The organism is Paenibacillus sp. D2_2 (assembly GCF_031199965.1).
Classification (GTDB): Bacteria; Bacillota; Bacilli; order Paenibacillales; family Paenibacillaceae; genus Fontibacillus.
Genome location: NZ_CP133605.1, coordinates 3,793,163 through 3,814,976 on the forward strand (window position 1 = coordinate 3,793,163; position 21,814 = coordinate 3,814,976).

The window sequence follows — 21,814 nt, forward strand, 5'->3', positions numbered from 1 at the left end:
CCTAATGTTAACCGAAGCGGCCGGAAATATAATCCTCTGTACGGGAATCCTGCGGTGTCGAGAACAATTTGCTCGTCTCATCGGCTTCAATAATTTCTCCATTTAGAAAAAACACAGTCTTATCCGACACTCTGGCCGCTTGATGCATATTGTGTGTGACCATAACAATCGTGTATTTATCTTTCAGCTGTTGAACGAGCTCCTCAATCTTAAGTGTAGAGATTGGGTCCAGTGCTGCAGTAGCTTCATCCATTAACAGAATGTCAGGATGGACGGCAATCGCCCTAGCGATGCACAAACGCTGCTGCTGTCCACCGGACAGGCTCAAGGCCGATTTCTTCAGGAAGTCCTTCACCTCTTCCCACAGAACCGACTGGCGCAAGCTCTGCTCCACAATTTCATCAAGTTCGGCCTTATTCGTAATTCCGTGGAGACGGGGCCCATAGGCTACATTATCATAAATCGATTTAGGAAAAGGATTTGGCTGCTGAAATACCATACCTACCTGCTTCCTAAGTGTCTCGACTTCAACGTCCTCACCGTAAATATCTTTGCCGCTGATGCGCACAGCTCCTTCAACACGGGTTCCGGGAATCATATCATTCATCCGGTTCAATGTCCGAAGCAACGTCGATTTTCCACAGCCAGATGGTCCAATGAAGGCAGTGATTGCCTTCTCCGGTATATCGAGTGACATATTCTTGAGAGCTTGAAATTGATTATAGAATAAATTTAATTGTTCGATTTGTATAGCCGTTGCCGTTGATATTGCTGTTGTCGTTGCCATCTCATCCACCTTCTTTAAGAGGTTGTTCAAAAAGTCCGCTTGTTGATAAGAAAACCAATCAAGGTCAATTCATATATGAGCGAAAACCTTCACATTGCCTTTATTGTATCTTACTTATGTAAAAGAGAATGGGCGGAATTGTAAACGCAATGTAAAAACTGCAGCAAGACTTTTCATATGTGCAATCAGACGTGGAACTATAATCGACTAACCATATATTTATTAGACGTTCTCTAACGAAACGTGGTAACGCTATTAGGACTAAAACCGGTTTCTGAAATTTTTAACGAAACTGGGCATCTCTATTTAAGTAATTTATGTACAAAAAGCCAAATTTACTCCGAAATAACGATATGGTGTTTCGTTAGATTTCATTTACCGCTGCTTCCGAGGAAATAGCGATCTGTAGTTTCGTTAGAGCTTATGTCGAGTTCGCTCTCATTTTTACTTCGTGATCAAAAGTGGACTTTTAAATTTCCTCACATAAGTGTGGTTAGATTGTGGAGCACATCACCTGTGATCCTAGTCGCCTCAGTCGAGGAATCCGACATCTCTCTGCCTCGGTCCTTCGCGAGGTCGGCCGAATCCGCTAGATCACGGAAGGTCTCATCCGCCTTACCCACCCGATCATTACTTGCACTCATCTCATAGTTAGTTGATGTTACAGCCGATGCTGTCTCCTCAATCAATGAGTGGATGATATCCAGTCCATGCCCAATATCCTCGGAGAATTGCTTGGTCGATTGAGCCAGTTGACGCATCTCATTTGCAACCACAGAGAAGCCTTTACCATATTCACCAGCGCGTGCTGATTCAATTGAAGCATTAATGGCAAGTATTTTGCTGCGTTCCGCAAGCTCCCTGATCGAAGCTGTAAATGAGGAGATTTCATCCGTCTGTTCAAGCAACTGGCTTACTAGTCCTTGCTGCTGCTTCATCATCTCCAGTACATGAGAGAAAGAAGACTTCAATTCTTCGAGCTCGGAACGGCCCGTCTTCGCAAGTTGGCTCATCTTCTGCGACTCGTTCAAGCTTAACTGAGAGATGGAGGATACTTGTTGAACCGAGCTTGCAATTTCCAGTACATGACTCTGGCTTTCCCGGATTACACTGCTGCGAAGCTGATCGGTCATACGTTCTAATTCTCGTGAGATTAACATCAGATCCTGTGTCGTTAAGACCCCGTACAATTTACTCTGCTTCGTTACGATCAAGCAGTCATAGAATTCAGCATCCTGACGTTCAAGTGCAGCATCCAGAAGCGTGCGCGCAGGAGTGGATATCTCGCAAATCAATGGCTCCTTCTCCGCGAACATCATCGCAGGACGATCATAGAACAAATCTGCTGCAAATCTGGTAGCTAGATGCTTATAAAATTTATCGCGCATAATCAATCCAGTGGGTACGTTACTATCATCACAAGGGACGACACACGGGACTCCCGGATTATTTTGAAATATATGCAGAACTTGTTGGCATGATGTACTTTCAGATATAGCTGGAATACTCCTTGTGTACGAAGCGATCTCGACCTGACTCTCTTCAACCGTCACCATCTCAAGCTGGCCGTCTCTCGAATCCTGCGAATCAGCAGGCTTGATATCCAGTGTTTGCGGCTCCATCACCAACGTATAGCTACTCATGCTCAACCACTCCCCAATGGTATGTATTTACATGTTTCTTTACATTTTAATACTCTTAAGTTCGCAGAATGTTAGTGATCCTTAAGAACTATGTAAAATCTAGAACTAGGTTGGAAGGCTCAAAAAAGAGCTTCATGGATACGATGGCCATGCGAGCCCCTCCCTCTGATTCTCCTCTGGATTATAACTCCCCTGCAAGTATAACGTTCGTAAAATAAAGAGGTGCCCCATGGAATGATTACCCATGCAGAGCACCTTTCTTCTTATTTACAACCAGCTTATAACCAACACCCCGAATCGAGTCGATATGCACAGATTCCGGATCAAGCTCTAGCTTCTTCCTTAGTGAGCTGACATGGACGTCCACCGTACGCTGTCCACCGATATAATCGAAGCCCCATACCGAGTTCATCAGATCATCCCTGGTAAGCACAACTCCTGGCTTACGAGCCAGATAGAGTAAAACCTCAAATTCCTTCGGCCTTAGCGTAATCGCTTCACCATTCAGTACAACTTCGTATTTGTCCGGGAAGATCGCCAGCGGACCGAGCGAGATCTTCGTTTCGTTCTGCTCCTGCTGTGGCTCTTTCTCTTCTATTCCCGTTACTCTTCTTAGTACCGCCGCTACCCTGGCAAGCAGTTCAGCCACGCCGAATGGCTTGGTAATGTAGTCATCGGCGCCAGACTTCAAGCCTTGTACTACCTCTTCTTCCGCATTTTTCGCGGTGAGGATAATAATCGGCGTCTTCACACCCATCTGCCTCAGATTGGCGAGTACCTCAAATCCATTCATCCCCGGCAACATCAGATCGAGTAAGATCAGATCAAATTCACCCTGCGCTGCAGTATCAAAGCCAAGTTGTCCATTTTCCGCAACCGTAACCTGATAGCCCTCATTAGTCAGATTGTAGGAGAGCAGCCTCGATAGCGTCGGTTCATCTTCAATTACCAACAGTCTTTGAGTCATATTAACCCCCATATTTCAAAAATTCCTGCCCAAGTCGAATCATGAAATTACTATACAAACTTAACAACATGCGTCTGCATTTACTGAGCAAGCCAGGAGGACTGACTTCATACAATTCCATTCCTCCTGACAAGCTCAGCATAGCACCACAATGTTAACGCAGTGTAAAATAACGATAAAAATTAACGACAGACTCGATTTATGCTAAATTTTGTGTAATCGGCAGTTCGATGATAAAGGATGTTCCCTCGCCAACCCGGCTCTCCACCGTAATGGTTCCATGATGGAGATCGACCAGATGCTTGACAATCGATAGCCCAAGCCCCGTGCCACCTGAACTGCGTGACCTTGCCTTATCCACGCGATAGAATCGTTCGAAGATACGTGGTAAATCCTTCTTCGGAATTCCGATCCCCGTATCGCTCACGGATATCCTCACCCGCTCCTCTTCATGATCCTCGTCTGAGTCGGCAATCTCTGCCTCAACCTTAACTCTGCCACCTTCCAGTGTATAGCTGATCGCATTCGACAACAGATTCATGAATATCTGCCGTAGCCGATCCTCATCTCCTTCAAGGAATAGATGCTCCGGAACATTGTTGCTCATCACAATCGATTTGCGTGCAGCTGTTGGAAGCAGTACTTCGTAAATGCTGTTAATCAAATCCTTGAGCTGAATCGGTGAATAATCAAGCGGAATAAGCTTGGACTCAATCTTCGACAGCTCCAGAATATCCCCGATCAGACGATTCAGTCGATCTCCTTCATCATAAATAATCTGCAGGAAGGATCGCTCTGTCTCCTTATCCTCCACTCCACCGCCCAGTAGTGTCTCGGCAAAACCTTTTACCGCGGCGATAGGTGTCTTCAATTCGTGCGAGACGTTAGCGACAAATTGGCTCCGCATCATCTCCAGCCTCCGAATCTCCGTTACATCCTGTAGCAGGAAGAGCATCCCCGATAGTTGCCATCATCCTCGAACATCGGTACCCGCTCCAAAAGCAGCGTGCGGTGTTCAGGATCATATACATTCCGTTCTTCCTTAAGATACTCCTTCGTATCCATACCTTCGACCATAAACTGTTGGAAATCATGATTCCGTTTCAGCTCCAGATATGATTTGCCGAGGAATTTTTCTTGGTTCACATGCAGGAAGCGCTCTGCTTCCCTGTTCATAAGAGCGACCCGTCCATCCGCTTCGACCATTAGAATACCGCCGACCATATTCGTGAGAACGCTCTGCAGCAAATCTTCGTTATCACGGATCACTTTCATTTGCTCTTGCAGACTGCCAGCCATTCGATTAATCGCTAGCCCCAGCTGCCCAATCTCATCCCGCCGTGACAATTGGACACGAGCATCATAATCCAGTCGTGAGATTCGGTTAGCCACCTGAGTAATATGCTCTAATGGTTTGGTCAATCCTTTTGATATCCGATAGCTGACCAGAGCCGCGGCTAAGAATAACAACATCAGACCACCCACCATCATGAGCCAGCCTTTATTCAGATCCCTTTCCACCGTGCTCAGACTCATCGACAGTCGGATATAACCATCGAAGCTTCCATCTTCGGAGGTGACATGTTTGGCGATATACAACATATTCTCACCAATCGATGCGCTGTAGCGGATCGAACTGCCGATTTCTCCTTTGGCGGCCGAGACAATCTCCTTGCGACTCAGATGATTATCCATTTTGGAGGGGGACACTTCTGAATCTCCAATAACCGTCCCATCTAAAGAGATAAAGGTAACCCTGGAATCAATCAATTTCTCGAGCTTCTTAGACTGCTCCGAGTAAAATTTCTCCGACTGATCAGAGTTAATGGGCTTGAACTGGAACGTGCTCTGAAGCAGGTCAATTTCCCGGGACATATTTTCTTCCAACGCCCGGATATGTGAGTTTTTAAATACCTGGGCCATCGTCAATCCTGCTGCCAGCATTGATATACCGATTAGGCCCATTAACATAATTGTTAATCGTGATCGAAATGTCTTCATCTATTTAAATACGACTTCTTTAAAAGAAGCCAGCTTCTCCTTCGATGCTTGTTCTACGCCTGCATGCAGGCTATCACCATGCGAATCCATTGTCACGATCGCGGCAAATCCTTCAACTTCCAAATGCCACATGGCTTCTGGGATACCAAACTCAAGGAAGTCAACACCGTTTACCTTTTTGAAGCATTCTGCATAGTATTGTGCCGCTCCACCAATAGCATTCAAATATACGCTTCCATGCTCTTGTAGTGCCGCAAGCGTCCTTGGCCCCATTCCGCCTTTACCGATTACCGCACGAATCCCAAACTTCTTAATAATCTCCGCTTGGTAAGGCTCCTCCCGAATGCTCGTCGTCGGTCCGGCCGCTTTCACATGCCAGCCTTCTTCATCCTTTAGCATCACAGGACCGCAGTGATAGATAACTGATCCGTTAAGATCCACCGGCGCATCATGATCGAGTAAATATTTGTGCAGAGCATCCCGACCAGTATGCATCTCACCCTGGATAATGACAACATCGCCAACACGTAAGCTACGGATTTGCTCCTCGGTAATCGGAGTTTGTAGCACGATCTCACGAGCCTGAGAATCCGCGGTCTGGTCAGTTACATGAGCAATGGCTTGTTGTGCAGACTGATCTACCGTTTGTTCTTCTGTTGCACCTTGCTGGTCCTGCTTCACATCGTCCTTCGCTTCCTCATTGCCCCGCTCATAGATCCATTTGGCGATTCCACCTGTAGCCGGATCAATCTCCACACCTTGACGGCGGAAGGCCCAACAATTATAGGCTACCGAGACAAAGAAGCTTGCCGGCAAGCGATTAGCCGCGCCGATCTTACAGCCCAGTAGTGTAACCTCCCCGCCGAATCCCATTGTGCCGATTCCCAGTTCATTTGATTTATCCAAAATGTAATCCTCCAACTGTTGTAGATCGGAATTTGGATTCACATCATCTACAACTCGGAACAATTGCTGCTTGGCCAGTTCGTAACCTGTCGTTCTGTCCCCACCGATGCCAACGCCAATGAAGCCGGCACTACATCCTTGTCCCTGTGCCTGATACACAGCGTGCAGAATGCATTTGCGAATTCCATCCAAATCCCTGCCAGCACGACCAAGTCCTTCTAGTTCTGTCGGCAAAGAGTATTGAATGTTCTTATTCTCACAGCCGCCACCTTTGAGAATCAACCTCATATCTATATAGTCATGCTCCCATTGTTCAAAATGAACGACTGGCGTTCCCGGACCGAGATTATCACCACTATTCTTCCCTGTTAGCGAATCAACGGAATTCGGACGCAGCTTGCCCTCCGCAGTTGCTCTTTGCAGCACAGCCTGGATACTCTTCTTGATCTCAAGCTGGTTAACGCCAACCGGTGTATGAATAATGAAGGTAGGCATTCCTGTATCCTGACAGATCGGAGACACTTGTTCTTCGGCCATAGTTATGTTCTTCGAGATCGTCGACAGTGCCAAACCAGCCCGTGTCGCCTGATTTTCCCGCGCTTTCCCCAATTAATCGCCCGCCGTACATCACCAGGTAAGTTCGTCGAAGTTTCAACAATTAATTCATAAATACTCTCTTGAATTTGCTGCATAGACCATGATCTCCTCTCGATTGTCCGAAATGACACAAAAGCATAAAAATCAATGCATGCTGCCGATAGCTTTAACCTGTTCAATAGTTTTATAATAACATAGTACCAGGTTTCAGGTTACAAAATTATACAGACTTTCCCCGAAAAAGAGAGGTTTATCACTGATGAATTATCATTTTTCTGCTTATATGTATCGCCTGCGCTCAATCAAGCGGTGGAGCCTGATGCGAAGTACCACGGAGGAAAATGTAGCTGAGCACTCCTTCCATGTCGCTCTGCTGGCACATCTGTTATGCGAGATAGGCAACAAGCTGTTCCAGGGTCAGCTTAATGCTGAACGTGCAGCGACGCTGGCACTATTTCATGATGCAACAGAGGTGTTCACTGGTGACATTCCAACCCCGGTCAAGCATCATAATCCGAAGCTGTTAGGTAACTTTAGAGAGATGGAGAGCATTGCAGGGGAACGCCTGCTTTCGATGGTTCCACCGGAGCTACGTTCTAGCTATCAGACCATGCTGTTCCCGAACGGGAAAGATACGAGCCCCTCTGATGTTACGCTATTGAAATATGTCAAAGCGGCCGACAGCCTTGATGCCTATTTAAAATGCTCCTGGGAGCTCTCCTGCGGCAACCGTGAATTCGCAGTGGCGAAAGAGCAGCTCTATGATAAGCTTACGAAGTTGAACCTACCAGAAATCGGCTACTTCCTGGAGCATTTTGCCCCTGGGTTCGAGATGACGCTTGATGAATTGTCCGAGCATCCGAAGTAAAACTAAAAGAATAAAGTATTCTTAAGACGACATAAAGCCCTCCTAACGCAGCTTCTATGATGAAGCAGCATTAGGAGGGCTTTTGACTTTAGTGAGATCTGCACCGAGTTCTACTAGCCGTTGATGATCTCCCCGCCATTAATATGGAGAACTTGTCCGCTCATATAGGAGGAATCGTCGCAGGCTAGATAGACATATGCTGGGCGAGTTCCTCCGGCTGGCCGGGCCGCTGCATCGGCGTGTCCCCACCGAACTTGGACACTTGCTGCGCATCGAAGGTTGAAGGAATAAGCGGCGTCCAGATCGGCCCTGGAGCCACGGCGTTAACGCGTATGCCTTTATTGCCTACGATATTCATGGATAACGCGCGGGTGAAGCTAACAATCGCTCCCTTCGAAGCCGAATAGTCGATCAACATTGGGTTGCCCCGGTAAGCGGTAATCGAGGTCGTATTAATAATTGTACTTCCCTTCTTCATATGCGGCAGTGCAGCCTGGGTCAAATAGAACATACCGAATACGTTGGTTCGGAACGTCTTCTCGAGCTGTTCCGAAGTGATCGCCGAAATGTCCTGCTGCGGGTGCTGTTCTGCAGCATTGTTAACCAGAATGTCTAAACCGCCGAACTGTGCAACTGTCTTCTGAACGGCCTGCTTGGCAAAGGCTTCGTTGCCGATATCTCCAGGGATCAGGAGGCATTTCCTGCCCTCCTGTTCAACCTCTCGCTTCGTCTTCTCTGCATCCACGTGTTCGCTTAAATAGAGGACAGCTATATCCGCGCCTTCCTTGGCATAAGCCACAGCCACTGCTCTCCCAATGCCACTGTCCCCCCCGGTAATCAAAGCTACTTTATTCATTAGCTTACCAGCCGCCTTATAAGGTCCCTCATAGTCCGGGAGCGGGTTCATTTCCTGCTCGAGTCCTGGTTGCTGATTCTGATGCTGCGGGGGCATCGTCGGTTTGCTTTGTCCGCTATTTGCCATTCTACATGTCGCTTCCTTCCTGCCAGATTTATGTCCATCTATATTAAGATGGGCCTGGGCAAAGAAGGTTATGCGGGACCACGCATGACAAAATCAAAAACTCCCGACCAACATCCGATAGATGAGGATCAGGAGCTCTAAAGTTCAAAATAATGCTTCTAAATGATATGTCTGAATACCATAAAGAAAGTGATTAGCAGGACGAGTAGCGCTACGATATAGCTCAAAGTAGTCAGCTTGCTGCTCTCGGCGGATATACTGCGATTCGCACGAATCCCTCCGATGGCTAGGCGCAGCGGTTTACCCATTATACCGCCAACAGCCCCAATGCCGAGGAACAAGACTACTATAATAACCATCCAAGGTATAGAGTACTCTCCCTTACTCATCAAATAGCCACCGGTCAACAATTGAATGACCAGACCGATCTGTGCGAAGGTGTTCAGCGATTTTACGGCGCTCATCGTTCCTTCCTGCGCTGCAGCAGACAATTTATTTACTTTCGCCATTACAAAAGGAAGTACAAGGTAGAACCCTAGCGCTAGAGTTCCAATAATATGCAAAAACAGCATAATTTTATACATCGACAACTTGATCATCCTTCCATAGTAGATTAAATTCATTACAATCTATTATACCTATCATTGGCAGTAAATAAAAGGAGACTCCTGTTAAAGGAGACTCCTTCATCTCGAAGACTTGAAGACTACTAACCAGATTAATGGGCGTTCTTCAGGCCCCCTATTAGATGTTGTTCAAAAAGTCAGCTTTTGATCACGAAGTAGCACGGGGAGCTTAATCGACATCGAATCTTGAATTCAGTCGGGCCTTCCGGTGCTGAAAACCGTCTTTTCGAACACTTATTGTTAAACTACATATTATTAATTACGTGATCGGCGAATTCCGAGCACTTCACTTCTGTTGCGCCTTCCATCAGACGGGCAAAATCATAAGTTACCGTCTTGTTGTTGATCGAAGTCTCCAGACCGTTATAGATCAGGTCAGCCGCTTCCTGCCAGCCCAAGTGCTCAAGTAGCATAACGCCAGACAAAATGACCGAGCCCGGATTTACCACGTCAAGATCCGCATATTTTGGAGCCGTTCCGTGCGTAGCTTCAAAGATCGCGTGTCCTGTTACGTAGTTGATATTCGCTCCTGGAGCAATACCAATCCCGCCTACTTGCGCTGCCAGAGCATCGGACAAGTAGTCGCCGTTCAAGTTCAGCGTTGCGATCACATCAAAATCTGTCGGACGAGTCAACACCTGCTGCAAGGCAATATCAGCGATCGCGTCCTTAATGATGATCTTGCCTGATGCTTGCGCATCTTGTTGTGCCTTGTTGGCTGCATCGGTACCGGATTGCTCCTTGATGCGGTCGTATTCAGCCCATGTGAACACTTTATCGCCAAACTCGGCTTCAGCCACTTCATAGCCCCAATTTTTAAAGGCGCCTTCTGTGAACTTCATAATGTTACCTTTATGAACGAGAGTTACACTCTTGCGATCATGCTTGATAGCATATTCAACTGCTGCGCGAACCAAACGCTTCGAGCCTTCCTCAGAGACAGGCTTGATGCCGATTCCAGAGGTTTCTGGGAAGCGGATCTTGTTAACGCCCATTTCATTTTGCAGGAAGCTGAGCACCTTCTTCACTTCTTCAGAACCTTCCTTGTACTCGATACCTGCATAGATATCCTCTGTATTCTCACGGAAAATGACCATATCTACTAACTCTGGACGCTTCACAGGAGAAGGTACACCGTCAAAATAACGTACAGGACGCAGACATACATACAGGTCAAGCTCTTGACGTAGCGCTACGTTCAAGGAACGGATGCCCCCGCCGATCGGCGTTGTAAGCGGTCCTTTGATCGCTACAATATATTCACGGATGGCATTCAGCGTATCAGCAGGCAGCCACTCTCCGTATGTATTGAAAGCCTTCTCCCCGGCGAAAACTTCGTACCAAGCGATTTTCTTCTCGCCGTTGTACGCTTTCTCCACTGCAGCATCCAATACACGCTTGGACGCTTTCCAAATATCACGGCCCGTTCCATCCCCCTCAATGAATGGAATAACCGGGTAGTTAGGAACTTGCAATTTGCCATTATCAATAACGATTTTTTCTCCTTCTGTTGGAAGGTCAAACTTAGTAAGTTGCAGCATGTTTATATGTTCCTCCTCGTATATATTATATGAACAGGCTAGTATATTCACCTGGTTCTCATTCTAACATAACTGGCGGGAATAATTCCCGCCAGACCACTATCTTAGATCGATTGGTATATATTTCTGATTAATAAGACCTGTGTATTCGGCACGTGGACGAATAATCCGGTTATCGTCGAGCTGCTCGAGAATATGCGCAGACCAACCGGACAAGCGGCTAATCGCGAAGATCGGAGTAAATAAGTCGGATGGAATTCCAAGCAAAGTATAAACCGAAGCAGAATAGAAATCGACATTCGGTTTCAGGCCTTTCTGACCCGTTACCAATTCTTCAATTCTTAATGACATCTCGAATAAGGTTGAATCTCCCTTAAGTACGCCGAGCTGACGGGACATTTTCTGCAAATGTTTAGCACGCGGATCTCCGTTCTTATACACACGGTGTCCGAAGCCCATAATCTTCTCTCTGTTAGCGATCTTATTCAGAATATAAGGCTCTACATTATCAAGGCTACCAATCTCGGACAGCATTTTCATAACCGCCTCATTCGCACCGCCATGAAGTGGCCCCTTCAAAGTTCCGATCGCGGCTGTAACGCCCGAATAAATATCCGAGAGTGTCGCAACGGTTACGCGAGCTGAGAAAGTAGATGCATTCAACTCATGATCGGCATGCAGCACCAGCGCCTGGTCCAGAGCCTTTACTGCCACAATATCCGGTTCTTCTCCGGTCATCATATATAAGAAATTGTGGGCAATCGATACATTCTTAAGTGGAGCGAGCGGCTCCTTACCTTCGCGAATCCGGGCATACGCTGCAATTATCGTAGGAATTTGCGCCTGTAATTTAATCGCCTTGATCTGATTACTTTCTCTGGAGTTGTCATTTACATCCTCATCATATAGAGCTAGTGCCGATACAGCTGTACGCAGAACGGCCATCGTATTGGCATCGGACGGAAATAACTTCAATTGAGCCAGCAACAGCTCAGGAATAACTGCGAAATCGCTTAGCTGCTGCTGCAGGAAAGCAAGCTGGGTCTGAGTTGGTAGCTTTCCATACCAGAGTAAATAAGCAGTCTCTTCGAAACTTGCCCGTTCCGCCAGTTCATCGATATTAATTCCTCGATAAGCCAGCACGCCATCATGTATGGAACTGATTGAGGAAGTCGCAGCAACGATACCCTCAAGTCCTTTGGTAGCTGTCATGTACATCTCTCCTTCAAATACGAAATTGGTAAATAAACCATTGAAAACATTTTCAATTTTGAAGTTTAAAATTTTCGTAATATAGCATCATGGATGAAATATTAGGGAGGATCTGGCACTAAACTCTTTTAAATAATCATACTGGATTTCTAAGAGCATGGGAACTGCTTGAGTCGTCAAAGACACATCAAATTATTTTTTCAGATATATAAAGAAATTTTTGTGATCTCTTCCGAAATGCAACGACAAAAATCACATCATCCAATAATCATTGTTTCTGTAATACTAATTTTGGAAGGGAAATAGAAATAGAATAAGACCTGTCCAGTCCAAGGGGGATGTAAGAATGGATTACGTTGTTATGAAACGAATACTGCGTGGAGCCTGGGTATGTCTAGCGGTGCTAATGATCTGTCTCTCATTCTACTGGGTTCTACCACTCATCTACCCCTTTCTCATCGCATGGATTATCGCCTATGCCATGAATCCATTCGTACGTTGGATGCAGGAGACGTTGAAGCTGCCCCGTTGGGCTTCTGTCACATTAGCCATTCTTATCTATTTCTCGGCCGGGGCCATCGTCATAACCGCAGCTGTTACCCGCATGGTCAAGGAAATGATTCATCTAGCCGATTCCGCTAACGAACATATCGGAGAGTGGCGCGATCAATTTATAACCTGGGGTAGTAATGAGGAATTGCAGAGGCTTTTTAATGAAATAAACTCTTTTATCGTAAGGAATCCAGGCTACAGCGGCACCTTCACCAAAAATATTGATAACGCCGCACTGACTGTTAGCAATGCGATTTCTAGGATCATTACAAGCTTCCTAAACGGAGTCATCAATGTCATTACCTCACTACCCAGCCTGGGGCTTATTCTATTAATCATCCTGCTCTCGGCCTTCTTTATCAGCAATGGTTGGGATAAAAACAAGCGCATGATCCTCGGAATTATGCCCAAGGGGTGGTTCAGAATGGGGGGTAATACGGAGTAATCTGCAAATGGCGCTATTCGGATACCTGCGAGCCCAATTCATTATGATCTCGATTACCGCCTTCGTCGTATGTATCGGACTCCTCATCCTTCGTGTTGATTCTCCAGTTACTTATGCGATTCTGATCGGGTTGGTCGATTTGCTTCCGTACTTAGGTGTTGGCACGATCCTCATTCCTTGGCTCGTTTACGCCTTCATGACCGGCAACTTCGCCCTAGGCATCGGCCTTTCTATTTTATATGGAGTTGTTCTTGTGTCCAGACAACTAATCGAGCCCAAGGTGCTGGCTACCAGCGTCGGGCTCGATCCATTACCTACTATGATCTCTTTGTTCGTCGGCTTGCAGCTATTCGGTGTACTTGGACTTATTATCGGCCCAGTCTCCCTCGTCGTCATTAATGCCGTTATTAAAGCCGGTGTCTTCCATGAGCTGAGGGACTATATCATGAACGGAAAAGCGCAATAATTCCGAGTGGCTTCTCCCTTTATAGCTACATCTCTTCCGGTGCTTGTAGTCCGATCAGACCAAAACCATTTTTAAGTGTGATTTGTACGCATTTGACCAAGGCAAGACGAGCTGCTCTTAACTTCTCATCTTCTACAAGAATAGGGCAATCATGATAGAAGCGGTTGAAGGCCTGAGCCACATCAATCAAATAGCGAGTAACCATCGACGGCTCCAGCTTGGCCGCGGCCTGCTCGGTCCGTTCCGGGAACAAGGCCAATTCTTTCAATAGAGCGATCTCCGTAGGATGCTGTAGCTTGGAGGGATCGAACTGTTCTGCAAGTACCAAGGCATCAACCAGTGCCGTACCAGAAAGCTGGTCACTGGCAGCTTTGCGCAGCACACTGCAGGTTCTCGCATAACAATACTGTGCATATGGTCCTGTCTCACCTTCGAAGCTAAGCGCATCATCCCAAGAGAAGACGATATCCTTAATCCGGTTCGCGCTCAGGTCATTGAAGATAACTGCTCCGACTCCGACCTGACGAGCCACCTCATCCTTATTTTTCAGCTGCGGATTTTTTACTTCGATAATTTCCTTGACCTTCTTAATCGTCTGCTCCAGCACTTCCTCCAGCTTTACAACATTACCTTTACGGGTCGATAAGCTCATACCCTCCAGAGTCACCCGGCCAAAGGGAACATGGATCATCTCATCTTCTGCCCAGTCATAGCCCATCAGCCCTATAACCTTGAATAACTGTGCAAAATGTAGATTCTGTGCATAATCCGTGACATACAGCGCCTTGTCGAATGAATAAGTCTGCTTGCGGTATAACGCCGCCGTCACATCGCGGGTATGGTAAAGGGTGCTACCATCCTTTTTCAGCATCAAAGCCGGAGCCATGTTGTATTGATCCAGACGAACGAGCCAGGCCCCTTCATCCTCCTCCAGAAGCTGCTTATCTTTCAGTTCCTGAATGACTGGCTCCATTTTATCGTTGTAGAAGCTCTCCCCGTAAAATAGTCGAATTCCACACCGAGCAAATCATATATTTTCTGGAATTCAGCCAAGCTAATATCGACAAAATGCTGCCAAAGAGCCAACACTTCTTCATCACCTTGCTCCATCTTCAGGAAGCAGGCTCTCGCCTCATCCTCCAGCCCGGGATCTTGCTCAGCTTCCTTATGGAATTTCACATAGAGAGACAACAGCTCATCAATTGCCCCTTTCTCTAGTCGCTCTTCATCTCCCCATAACCGATAAGCAACAATCAATTTACCAAACTGGGTACCCCAATCGCCGAGGTGGTTAACCCCGATGCACTGGTAGCCTAAAAACGAATGGATCCGATAGAGCGCATTCCCAATGACTGTTGAACGTAAATGGCCGACGTGGAAGGGCTTGGCGATATTAGGCGAGGAGAAATCGATCACGATTGTCTTCCCGGTACCGATGTCTTTAGAACCGTAGCGATCTCCTGCATTAAGAATCGTAAGTACGACATTCCCAGCTAGGTAGCTCTGCTTCAGGAATATATTCAAATATCCGGACACGGCATCGATTCGGTCGATCAATTTATCTCCCGCACTCTGCGACTCTAGTGCTTCTTTCAGTTCAGCGGCAATCTGCATCGGGGACTTCCGTAGCTTCTTACTCAGTTTGAAGCAGGGTAGAGATAGATCCCCTTGCGATTTCTCCTTCGGATATTCTAGCATCGCTAAAATTTCCTGTGCTGGTGTATCATTCAACACTTCTGAGATCCATTGTGCAATCTTTGATTTTGTCATCTCCATTTACTTCAGCTCCTTATCACTATTCACTATTTCCAGAATGACAAATAAAAAAGCCCCTCATCTCTATTAAGAGACGAGAGACTTACGTTCCCGCGGTACCACTCTAAGTGCTGGACCTTCTGGTCCAACCTGCTCAAGACTGATTAACGTTCAGCTGCCGGGTCTTCCTACCCACCTTAGCTTCAGAAGACCATCTCCCGGGTGCGCTTCACCTAGCGCTCTCTGCACCGGCTTGCACCATCCCGGCTCGCTATTTGCAGATTAACGATAAGCTACTCTCCCGATCATAAATTTTATTTATAGAGGTAGTTCAAAAACTCCGCCTTTGATCACGAAGTAGCACTGAGAGCATATTCGACATCGAATCTTGAATTCACTCAGGCCTTCCGGTGCTCACGTACCAACTACGTACGCTGCGCTCCTCACGCCCTAGCTTCATCCAACCTTCTCGGTGCTGAAAGCCTGACTTTTTGAACATACAATTTAGATTATTGTATACATGAAACTATCAATAGTCAACGACGATAAAAGGTGATCGAACCATCTTTCATCTTCTTCTCTATCCATTTCAAGAGTAGCTTCCGGTAGATCAGACGAGTAAGTGGGAACACCATTGTAAATCCAATAATATCCGTAACGAAGCCAGGTATCAGCAACAGAATCCCGCCAAAGAACACACACATACCATCCAGCATCGTGCGTCCAGGAATCTGCCCACCGTTCATTTGCGATTTCGCTTCCGCCATCACCTTGCTACCTTCGAATTGCATCATCAAGCCGCCAATAATCGAAGTCGCAACGGTCAGGAAGATCGTCTTGCCTACGCCCAGCCTTCCTCCAACCTCAACATATCCCCAAAACTCAACTATAGGAAATAAAACAATCAAAACGGCAATCCATTTACGCATAAATAACTCCTTTTCACTAGCAAGTTTCTTCAGCAAGAAATTCCTATGAATCATATTTTACCGTTTTGAGACTCCAGAATCAAAATTGTTCAGTTTTCACTCGCCTTTTCAAACGCGGAATACCATTCCGGGAACACTTTCTTGAACTGTACAGGCTTAAAGTCCTCACGTCTAACTACATAATGAACCGATGTACCTACGACACATAACGTACCCTCACCATTCCATACTTCATAAGCATATTCGGTCTTGACTCCCCCGTTCTGCTTAATCCAGGTGCGAAGCTGCACCTCTTCCCGTACCGAACTCCCCGCTTATACTCTACTTTCATTTCCTAACCGGTGAAATATAACCGGACATTTCCATCTCATAATAGCTTAAGCCAAGGTCCTGAATTAATTTCATTCGGCCGGCCTCGAACCACTCCAAATAATGCGAGTGATATATAATTCCCATCATATCATATTCAAAATACTTAGGCGTGATGCCAAGCTCGCTTATATACATGCTCCTTAATTCCTCCTCATGCACTTAAATATCTCGATCTCTATTGAAAAAAAAGCAATGGCACACCGTCACCGGTTGTCCCATTGCTTCTTATCCCTACGCACTATACCAGTGCATCTTTTGAATTATTTACGAACTTGGCCAACCTTGATCAGGTTCGTTGAACCGGAGCTTCCAAGTGGAATTCCAGCAGTAATAACTACGAGATCTCCTTCGGCAACGACGCCGGACTCAAGTCCGCCCTTCATAGCATTGTCGAACATTTCATCCGTAGATGTAGCTACATGGCCTTTAACTGGAATTACGCCCCAGTTCAGAGCCAAACGACGCAATGTTTGATCTTGAGTCGTAACTGCAACGATCGGTGCTTGCGGGCGATACTTCGATACCATACGTGCTGTATAACCCGTTTCTGTAGAAGTGATGATTGCCTTAGCGTTCAATTCAAGAGCAGAAGTCGTTACAGCTTGGCTGATTGCTTCTGTAACTGTAGTCTCTTGAGCGATTCTTTGCTTCACAAGAATTCCATGATAGTCAAGTGCAGATTCAGCCTTCTCAGCAATGCGGGACATGGTCTGAACAGATTCAACTGGATATTTACCAGCAGCTGTCTCACCGGAAAGCATGATTGCATCTGTACCGTCAAGAATCGCATTCGCTACGTCACTTGCTTCCGCACGAGTAGGTCTTGGGTTACGCTGCATGGAATCAAGCATTTGTGTTGCTGTAATAACCGGCTTACCTACGCGGTTACATTTCTCGATCATCAATTTTTGCACGAGTGGTACATCTTCAGCAGGAATCTCTACGCCAAGGTCACCACGTGCTACCATCAAGCCGTCGGACACTTCAAGGATTTCATCCAGGTTGTCCACACCTTGTTGGTTCTCGATCTTCGAAATAATTTGGATATGTGTTGCATTCATGCTTTCAAGCAGTTTACGAATTTCAAGTACGTCATTAGCTTTACGAACGAAGGAAGCCGCAATGAAATCGATGCCTTGTTCTACCCCAAACTTGATATCGTTAGCATCTTTCTCTGTAATCCCTGGCAAAGAGATGTTCACGCCTGGAACGTTAACACCCTTCTTGCTCTTGATCGTACCGCCGTTTACGATGCGGCATTTGATTTCCGTACCTTGAACTTCTTCAACGGTCAATCCGATCAGACCATCGTCGATCAGAATAGTTGAACCCACTTTCACATCTCCAGGAAGCTCTTTGTAAGTAATGGAGATACGGTTCTTGTCACCGAGGATTTCTTCAGTGGTCAAAGTGATGAACTCGTCTTGAACAAGTTCAATCGGCTCTTCTAACAATTTACCGGTGCGAATTTCAGGACCTTTGGTGTCCAACAGTATGGCGATCGTTTTCCCCAACTCTTTGCTCGCTTGGCGAATCGTTTTGATTCGGTTGCCATGCTCCTCAAAATCACCATGCGAGAAGTTAAGGCGAGCAACGTTCATTCCGGCCATGATTAATTTCTTGGTGTTTTCTAACGATTCACTGGAAGGACCGATAGTACATACGATTTTTGTTTTGCGCATTTTGGGTTTCCTCCGTTTTTAGGTTCTCTCTATATTTTTTTTAATACTTCTTTTCCAACAACTAAATTTACTATAGTTTAATCGATTTGTATAGGGAATTTGTCATATCGATAATATAAAAGCCTATACATTTCCTGAGCCGGAAGATTCTATGACAACTTGTTCTTTCACATCAGCATTTTTTTCTTCCGATTCTTGATGATCCTCTAGAGCAAGTTCAGCAGTCGCTGCTTCATCGGAATTGGAATATCCGATCTCAACGTTTGCCTTTTCGGTAAATTTGCCGATCTTACGGAACTTCCTGTAGCGATCCTCCAGCAGCTCGTCCGAATTCATAATGGACAATTCTTGCAAATGAATGAGCAATTCCTGCTTGATCGCTGCTGCCGTCGTCTCATAATCACGATGAGCACCACCACGAGGTTCAGGGACGATGCCTTCGATGACTTCCATCTCGAGCAGATCCTTAGCAGTAATCCTCATCGCTTCGGCCGCCATATCTGCTTTAGAGGCGTCTTTCCATAGAATCGAAGCCGCTCCATTCGGTGAGATCGCAGAATATATAGCGTTCTCCAGCATGAGGACACGGTTGCCGACACCTAGTGCTAATGCACCACCGCTACCACCTTCACCAATCACGACGCAGATCAGAGGTACGCGAAGCGCAGCCATCTCCATCAAATTACGGGCGATCGCCTCGGATTGTCCTCTCTCCTCCGCCGTGCTTCCTGGATAAGCGCCTTTGGTATCGATAAAGGTAATGACAGGTCTGCCGAACTTCTCCGCTTGATGCATAAGTCTCAGTGCCTTACGGAATCCTTCCGGATGCGGGCTGCCGAAGAATCGGGCGATATTGTCCTTCGTATCCTTACCGCGCTGCTGACCGACGACCGTAACCGCGGTTCCGTCTAGCTTAGCCAGACCGCCCACGATAGCCAGATCGTCCCCAATAGACGGTCCCCATGCAGCTCGATGAAATCTTCAAAGATCAGGTTAATCAAATCGAGTGAGGTCGGACGCTGATGATGTCTAGCTAGATGCATCTTCTGCGATGGCGTTATGTAGCTGTATATTTCTTCCTCCAGCTGTTTGTAACGTTCCTCCAGTCGTGCAACTTCTTCGCTGAAATCGATTCCCTTCTCCTGGCCAAACTGCTTCAGCTCATTAATTTTCTCGCGCAGTTTCACAAGAGGTGTCTCAAAAGGCAATTCTCCAGCCATTTATGCTCCTCCCTTCACGCTGTGCAAGTCGATCAATTTAGTCAGCATCGCCTTAAGCTCTTTGCGATGAATCACAAGATCCAACTGACCATGCTGCAAATTAAATTCTGCAGTTTGGAAATCATCCGGCAGCTTCTGACGAATCGTCTGCTCAATGACAATTCTGCCGGCGAAGCCGAAGACTGCTCCTGGCTCAGCGATGATAATATCGCCAAGCATAGCAAAGCTGGCCGATACGCCCCCTGTAGTCGGGTCCGTAATGACCGAAATATAGAATCCGCCCTGCTCATTATGGCGGGCTAAGGCTGCACTCGTCTTCGCCATCTGCATCAGACTAAGGATACTCTCTTGCATACGGGCCCCGCCCAATGTCGAGAAGATAATAATTGGTAGACGTTTGGCTGTAGCCGCTTCAATGGCTCGTGTTATTTTCTCACCAACAGCTGAGCCCATGCTTCCAGTAAAGAAATCAAAACTCATGACAGCAGTAACTACTGGAAATCCGCCAATCGTTCCTTCACCGGTAACGACCGCTTCACGCAGTCCCGATTTCATAGCCTGCTGCTCAAGCTTAGTCGCATATCCCGGGAACTCAAGCGGGTCTTCAGATACCAGATCCTGATCATACTCGATGAAGCTACCTTCATCCAACGTAATACGGATCCGTTCCATCGCATTGAGGCGCATATGATAGCCGCAAGAAGGACAAACCTTAAGGTTCTTTTCAAGCTCCTTGCTGTATTGTATGCTGCCGCAGCGGCTGCACTTATTCATCAGACCTTCTGGGATTTCGCGCTTCGGCCGTTCCGCCGGCGTAGATTCGCGTCGCTCCCCAAACGTTCTGAAGGAATGGTCGCGTATTTTCTTTTTTTCTGAAATAAGTCTTTAAACACAACTACACCTCTTCAGCCGTTAATTTATTATTAGTAAGTGTTCAAATAGGCAGGTTTTCAGCACCGAGAAAATTGGTTGAAGCTAGGGCATGAGAAGCAGCGTACGTTATGGGTACGTGAGCATCTGAGATGTTTCAGGAAGAAACATAACTCCGTAACATCCGCTTAGGCCCGTCTGAATTCAAGGTTCGATGCCGTATACACTTTCAGTGCTACTTTGCAAGTCAAAAGCGGACTTTTTGAACTTCCTTTATTACACCCGAAAACAAGGACATAACATGAACTGTTGTCTCCTTGTCATTTATGGATGCAATATAGAATTCAACACTTCTTGAACTTCTTCCAGTTCCCCTGAAGGAACCAATATTTCAAACTGCTGTTTTGATAAATTAACTGGACGTGTTTGGACTAGAAAGCCTTCATCTGTGAGTTTTGACTTGATCATTTCCGCAATCTTAGCGGTAGGAGCAATATACATTACGGTCCACATGCCCTACTCAAAGCCCCCTAACCTCTCAACTTAAGCCCGTATAATAGAGTAATGATAACATAATGTTCAAAAGTCCCGCAACAGAGCAAGGGAGTTAAAAACGTGCCGGAGCCCGCATAAACTCCGGCATATTTCGACTTAACAGACCAAAAAAAATCAATCCTTGGAGTAGTTTGTTGCCTTTTGGCTTTTATGGGCGATGCGCGCCGAAGCAGCGGCTGCAAGTCCTGCGACAAGATCATCTAAATAGACATGAATATGATCTCCCTGATTGTTCAGATTACCGATCAAATCAGGCTTAACCTTGTCCAGATAGCCGAAGCTCGTTAGCCCGATCATCCCAAATACACTAGTAATGCCCAGTGCCATGGTCTCATCCACACCATACAGCGGTTCATCCGCTTCCATAATTGATTGCAAAGGCTCCGGAAGCAGTTTCCGCTCCGCCAATTCATCAAGCGCGATACCCGTAAAAAGCGTATACTGAACCTCGCGTTTTTGCAATACCGCCTTCACGCTATCATAGCATTGTTCTACCGTCAAATCATCATGATAAGGCAATTGAAGCTTATAGACAATCTTAGCGATCTCCTCAAGCTTTACTCCCCGTTTCAACAACTGCGCCTCCGCCAATTCAAATGACATCGTTACCCCTCCTAGGATATTCGTGTTGATCCTATTCTCAATACACTTATTAGTAATCCACATTTGCTTCACCAGATTGCGAACTTCAAATGTTCAACCTCACATATTCACAGGTATTCTCTTTATGCCGAGAAATTTTTGCAGTCTCCTAGTTACCTGTTCGACTTATATCTGATCGGTAACATATGCACTTTTCCGCTTTATATCATCCAATCATTCATGTACCTATGTTCAT

16 protein-coding genes, 5 pseudogenes and 1 other annotated feature are annotated in these 21,814 nt (G+C 46.3%); of the genes and pseudogenes, 3 read left to right on the forward strand and 18 right to left on the reverse strand.

Features of this window, described 5'->3' with window-relative positions; all coding sequences use genetic code 11:
- Positions 1-7: 7 nt before the first annotated feature.
- From pstB to RE628_RS19275, 5 genes and pseudogenes are all read right to left on the reverse strand, one after another.
- Positions 8-787: a phosphate ABC transporter ATP-binding protein PstB gene (gene pstB, locus RE628_RS19255; RefSeq protein ID WP_309154560.1), complete on the reverse strand. Its 780-nt coding sequence runs from the start codon at positions 785-787 to the stop codon at positions 8-10.
- Positions 788-1,266: 479 nt separating this feature from the next.
- Positions 1,267-2,430: a methyl-accepting chemotaxis protein gene (locus RE628_RS19260; RefSeq protein WP_309154561.1), complete on the reverse strand. Its 1,164-nt coding sequence runs from the start codon at positions 2,428-2,430 to the stop codon at positions 1,267-1,269.
- 238 nt (positions 2,431-2,668) lie between these two features.
- Complete coding sequence (locus RE628_RS19265) at positions 2,669-3,397, reverse strand: response regulator transcription factor (RefSeq protein ID WP_309154562.1); 729 nt, start codon at positions 3,395-3,397, stop codon at positions 2,669-2,671.
- A gap of 199 nt (positions 3,398-3,596) precedes the next feature.
- Positions 3,597-5,398: pseudogene (gene pnpS, locus RE628_RS19270) on the reverse strand (two-component system histidine kinase PnpS).
- Entirely contained in the window at positions 5,399-6,913 is a 1,515-nt protein-coding gene (locus tag RE628_RS19275) for a fumarate hydratase (RefSeq protein ID WP_375142935.1), read from the reverse strand. It lies immediately after the preceding pseudogene.
- A gap of 247 nt (positions 6,914-7,160) precedes the next feature.
- On the opposite strand from RE628_RS19275, the gene yfbR reads away from it, so the two are divergent.
- Positions 7,161-7,769, forward strand: coding sequence for a 5'-deoxynucleotidase (gene yfbR / locus RE628_RS19280; protein ID WP_309154563.1), 609 nt, complete (start codon positions 7,161-7,163; stop codon positions 7,767-7,769).
- Between the two features lie 113 nt (positions 7,770-7,882).
- Here yfbR and RE628_RS19285 read toward each other — a convergent pair.
- The 4 genes and pseudogenes from RE628_RS19285 to RE628_RS19300 all read right to left on the reverse strand — a co-directional run bounded on the left by RE628_RS19285 (position 7,883) and on the right by RE628_RS19300 (position 12,130).
- Positions 7,883-8,751, reverse strand: a pseudogene (locus RE628_RS19285) (SDR family oxidoreductase).
- Between the two features lie 158 nt (positions 8,752-8,909).
- Positions 8,910-9,335, reverse strand: a complete 426-nt coding sequence (locus RE628_RS19290; RefSeq protein ID WP_309159506.1) for a hypothetical protein — start codon at positions 9,333-9,335, stop codon at positions 8,910-8,912.
- A 287-nt stretch (positions 9,336-9,622) separates the two neighbouring features.
- The gene (gene icd / locus RE628_RS19295) at positions 9,623-10,918 is read right to left on the reverse strand and encodes an NADP-dependent isocitrate dehydrogenase (protein ID WP_309154564.1); all 1,296 of its coding nucleotides are present in this window, start codon (positions 10,916-10,918) and stop codon (positions 9,623-9,625) included.
- A gap of 99 nt (positions 10,919-11,017) precedes the next feature.
- Positions 11,018-12,130, reverse strand: coding sequence for a citrate/2-methylcitrate synthase (locus RE628_RS19300; RefSeq protein WP_309154565.1), 1,113 nt, complete (start codon positions 12,128-12,130; stop codon positions 11,018-11,020).
- Positions 12,131-12,476: 346 nt separating this feature from the next.
- Here RE628_RS19300 and RE628_RS19305 point away from each other — a divergent pair, with 346 nt between their 5' ends.
- On the forward strand, positions 12,477-13,127 hold the full coding sequence (locus RE628_RS19305) for an AI-2E family transporter (RefSeq protein ID WP_309154566.1): 651 nt from the start codon (positions 12,477-12,479) through the stop codon (positions 13,125-13,127).
- Between the two features lie 7 nt (positions 13,128-13,134).
- Entirely contained in the window at positions 13,135-13,593 is a 459-nt protein-coding gene (locus tag RE628_RS19310) for an AI-2E family transporter (RefSeq protein WP_309154567.1), read from the forward strand.
- 25 nt (positions 13,594-13,618) lie between these two features.
- On the opposite strand, the pseudogene argS reads toward RE628_RS19310, so the two are convergent.
- From argS to RE628_RS19355, 9 genes and pseudogenes are all read right to left on the reverse strand, one after another.
- Positions 13,619-15,369: pseudogene (gene argS, locus RE628_RS19315) on the reverse strand (arginine--tRNA ligase).
- Between the two features lie 66 nt (positions 15,370-15,435).
- Positions 15,436-15,666, reverse strand: a binding site (T-box leader).
- 218 nt (positions 15,667-15,884) lie between these two features.
- Complete coding sequence (locus RE628_RS19320; RefSeq protein WP_309154568.1) at positions 15,885-16,277, reverse strand: FxsA family protein; 393 nt, start codon at positions 16,275-16,277, stop codon at positions 15,885-15,887.
- Between the two features lie 89 nt (positions 16,278-16,366).
- Complete coding sequence (locus RE628_RS19325) at positions 16,367-16,567, reverse strand: acyl-CoA thioesterase family protein (protein ID WP_309154569.1); 201 nt, start codon at positions 16,565-16,567, stop codon at positions 16,367-16,369.
- 37 nt (positions 16,568-16,604) lie between these two features.
- Positions 16,605-16,784, reverse strand: coding sequence for an acyl-CoA thioesterase (locus RE628_RS19330; RefSeq protein ID WP_309154570.1), 180 nt, complete (start codon positions 16,782-16,784; stop codon positions 16,605-16,607).
- Between the two features lie 125 nt (positions 16,785-16,909).
- Complete coding sequence (pyk, locus tag RE628_RS19335; protein WP_309154571.1) at positions 16,910-18,331, reverse strand: pyruvate kinase; 1,422 nt, start codon at positions 18,329-18,331, stop codon at positions 16,910-16,912.
- A gap of 123 nt (positions 18,332-18,454) precedes the next feature.
- Positions 18,455-19,551, reverse strand: a pseudogene (locus tag RE628_RS19340) (acetyl-CoA carboxylase carboxyltransferase subunit alpha).
- Positions 19,552-20,444 (reverse strand): annotated as a pseudogene (gene accD / locus RE628_RS19345) (acetyl-CoA carboxylase, carboxyltransferase subunit beta).
- Positions 20,445-20,745: 301 nt separating this feature from the next.
- A complete protein-coding gene (locus RE628_RS19350) occupies positions 20,746-20,934 on the reverse strand; it encodes a glutamate decarboxylase (RefSeq protein WP_309154572.1) in 189 nt (62 codons plus the stop codon).
- 156 nt (positions 20,935-21,090) lie between these two features.
- A complete protein-coding gene (locus RE628_RS19355; RefSeq protein ID WP_309154573.1) occupies positions 21,091-21,579 on the reverse strand; it encodes a phosphatidylglycerophosphatase A family protein in 489 nt (162 codons plus the stop codon).
- Between the last annotated feature and the right edge of the window lie 235 nt (positions 21,580-21,814).

Excerpts from the sequence above, each read along its gene's own strand:
- pyk (WP_309154571.1), bottom strand. The coding sequence starts at position 18,331 with ATGCGCAAAACAAAAATCGTATGTACTATCGGTCCTTCCAGTGAATCG.
- pstB (WP_309154560.1), bottom strand. The coding sequence starts at position 787 with ATGGCAACGACAACAGCAATATCAACGGCAACGGCTATACAAATCGAA.
- RE628_RS19290 (WP_309159506.1), bottom strand. The coding sequence starts at position 9,335 with ATGTATAAAATTATGCTGTTTTTGCATATTATTGGAACTCTAGCGCTA.
- icd (WP_309154564.1), bottom strand. The coding sequence starts at position 10,918 with ATGCTGCAACTTACTAAGTTTGACCTTCCAACAGAAGGAGAAAAAATC.
- yfbR (WP_309154563.1), top strand. The coding sequence starts at position 7,161 with ATGAATTATCATTTTTCTGCTTATATGTATCGCCTGCGCTCAATCAAG.
- RE628_RS19300 (WP_309154565.1), bottom strand. The coding sequence starts at position 12,130 with ATGACAGCTACCAAAGGACTTGAGGGTATCGTTGCTGCGACTTCCTCA.
- RE628_RS19260 (WP_309154561.1), bottom strand. The coding sequence starts at position 2,430 with ATGAGTAGCTATACGTTGGTGATGGAGCCGCAAACACTGGATATCAAG.
- RE628_RS19350 (WP_309154572.1), bottom strand. The coding sequence starts at position 20,934 with ATGTGGACCGTAATGTATATTGCTCCTACCGCTAAGATTGCGGAAATG.
- RE628_RS19355 (WP_309154573.1), bottom strand. The coding sequence starts at position 21,579 with ATGTCATTTGAATTGGCGGAGGCGCAGTTGTTGAAACGGGGAGTAAAG.
- RE628_RS19265 (WP_309154562.1), bottom strand. The coding sequence starts at position 3,397 with ATGACTCAAAGACTGTTGGTAATTGAAGATGAACCGACGCTATCGAGG.
- RE628_RS19320 (WP_309154568.1), bottom strand. The coding sequence starts at position 16,277 with ATGCGTAAATGGATTGCCGTTTTGATTGTTTTATTTCCTATAGTTGAG.
- RE628_RS19305 (WP_309154566.1), top strand. The coding sequence starts at position 12,477 with ATGGATTACGTTGTTATGAAACGAATACTGCGTGGAGCCTGGGTATGT.
- RE628_RS19310 (WP_309154567.1), top strand. The coding sequence starts at position 13,135 with ATGGCGCTATTCGGATACCTGCGAGCCCAATTCATTATGATCTCGATT.
- RE628_RS19330 (WP_309154570.1), bottom strand. The coding sequence starts at position 16,784 with ATGTATATAAGCGAGCTTGGCATCACGCCTAAGTATTTTGAATATGAT.